2 protein-coding genes are annotated in these 2,474 nt (G+C 45.6%); both read right to left on the bottom strand.

What is annotated here, in order from left to right; all coding sequences use genetic code 11:
* On the bottom strand, positions 1-408 hold a 408-nt coding region (locus tag KDK67_RS13915; protein WP_250869447.1), incomplete at its 3' end, for a cupredoxin domain-containing protein.
* Between the two features lie 60 nt (positions 409-468).
* Positions 469-2,474 (bottom strand): hypothetical protein (locus KDK67_RS13910; protein ID WP_250869446.1); only part of this gene is annotated, 2,006 nt, incomplete at its 5' end.

Below are 2,474 nucleotides of genomic sequence, written 5' to 3'. Positions count from 1 at the left end.
AATTGGTGCCATGCCTGGTGCTTCTGTTGACAGGTCGAACTCTCCATCAAATGTGTACGTTCCCGGTGCTGCGCTTCCAGGAATTGTGACATCATAGGTAAACTGTGCGACACCTGGTGCTGCGTTGATGTCAATCCAGCTTACTGTATTTGCATCAACGACAGATCCACTACCAGATGGATTGCTTACGACCCATCCTGCAGGTACATTGTCTTCGATGACGGTCTTGTTCGCGCCATCAAGTGTAATGTCCAGTTTCACAGTTATGGTGTCACCTGGGTTGGCACTTACTGGAAGGTCTCTGCAGACATTAGGATCAGCTGCTGCTGCTGCTGAAATCATCGAGAGTGTCACCAGACACACTAAACTTAGGATTCCAACCATTTTGATACTTTTTAACATTTTCATATTGAACCCCCCATAAATTGAATGAGAGAGATTTCATCTCTCTACACTCAATTCACAGTTTTATACGCAGTAAGATCCACCTATGCGGTATAGATCAATTACTTCACTTACCATTCCAATGTCGATTTGTCCTGCGCGGTAGTCATCGATTGCATTGCTTACTTCACCAATGCTGATCATACCATCTTGGTTTGCATCATATGCGTGGTAGTCACATTCACCATTAGGTACTTCTCCGTCGCAGATAAGTCCTGGTGGGATGAAAAGCCTGATGTCCTTGTGGGTCACAGCAAAGTTATCCTGCCAGAACTGATCATCGATGCTCAGGTAAAGAGCGTCAACACAGGTCCAGTCGCCACTGCAGTCATTGTCAAACATGCTGACTGTGAAGTTGAAACTTTCAGTTGGCAACTCAACGGTTGGGTCAGCGACGCCAATACCAGCTACGTATGGCACAACAGCCAAGAGGTCCTCATCAGACACTGTTACGTAGAGGTCTGCATCCATCATTGTACCAGCGCGGTCCAGATCATGGTCATCGACTTTGGTGTTGTTTTCATAGCTATCGTTCTTGATGCTAACATCAGTCAGCCTGACATCACCAACAGTTACATCGTCGGATTCGTCCATATCAACGTATACATGGTCGACACCTTCGGTGAATATACCATCATTGTTCCTGTCAACGAACTTTATCCAGTCGTAGTTATGGAATACAAAAGAAACTCCATACTCAACGTCAATGTCAGCGCACGTTACTTTGGTACCACATTCTGGCCAGTCTTCCATTCCAAAGAATGGGCTGGTTGGATCGTTCACAGGTACATACAACCTGAGGTCACCTACTGATACACCAAGGTTCAGCTGGAAGCTATCGCATTCAGTATACTGCTGGATGTAGAGTTTGTCCGGGCAGGTCCAGGTTCCAGTACAGTCAGTGTCAATGTATCCGAGCAAGTTGCTCAGGTCGGTGTAGTCTTCTCCATCCTGTTCATTGATACCGTTTCTGTCCAGAAGTCCAAGAAGATTATCTCCAACATCAACATCGTTTGAGTCTACAACTGACCATGCAGGGTATACGAATGGGACAGGGTTTCCTGGCATGTAAACTTCAGCTTCAACCAGCCTGATATCTCCAGCCTCAACATAATTATGAAGGCCGTCGGGACTATAGTCGTTGACATCTACATATACTCTATCTCCAAGAGTGTATCCTGGAAGATCGTCTGTCTCAGCATACCTCACAGCAGTCTGGTCTGATTCGGCATTAGGGTCTGCCCAGTCTGCCCATGTAAGATCATGTCCAAGATCGAATTCATCGCATAACTTTACCTTGGTGTTTGGTCCATAGTGATTGGAGACATTTGTAAGCCTGACATCACCGAAGGACACCTTGTTGTCGCCGTCCATATCAACATACCATTCTTTAATATCGAAGGTGTAGTGTGCAAGTTTTGCGTTATCGAGGTTTGTCATTAACATGTAGGTTGCATCGTGGTCACCCTGTACGACCTTTGTACCACAGACTGGGATACATGCATCGCCTTCAGGGATGTAGACTCTGGTGTCACCAATAGTGACGGTATGATCAAATCCTAGTGATCCACCATTTTCGTGAGGCTGGATGAGATAGAGTTTGTCTTCACAGCTCCAGTCGTTGCTGTCATCTGCGTCTACCCATTTCATGAGGTCATCTGCGTCACCGGTGCCAATTGTGTCAAAAAGATCCATTAGATAAGCTGGGTGAGAATTGTCTACCCTGTCCCATGCATTTCCCAATTCTCCCTGGTCCATTATCTTTTCACCTGCATTGAACTCTTCAAGGGAATAGACATCTACGGCTGGGATATCAGTCTGGAGGATATCGCCGACTGAAACAAGATCGTCATCATCAAGGTCATAGACAACACCGTCATAAAGGTCATACATCTGGTTGTCATTGACATCGACGTATTTTATTGGACTTGAATCATATACAGTCTCAACAACATCTAAGTTGTCCAGATCCTCTGGCATAACCTTGGTGTTAGGCTCGTAATTTGTGTGCCATTCAGAAAGACGAATAT

It is taken from the genome of Methanococcoides seepicolus (assembly GCF_023684405.1).
Taxonomy (GTDB): domain Archaea; phylum Halobacteriota; class Methanosarcinia; order Methanosarcinales; family Methanosarcinaceae; genus Methanococcoides; species Methanococcoides seepicolus.
Note: the sequence above shows the minus strand (reverse complement) of the source record. Positions and strands in the feature narration are given on the sequence as shown.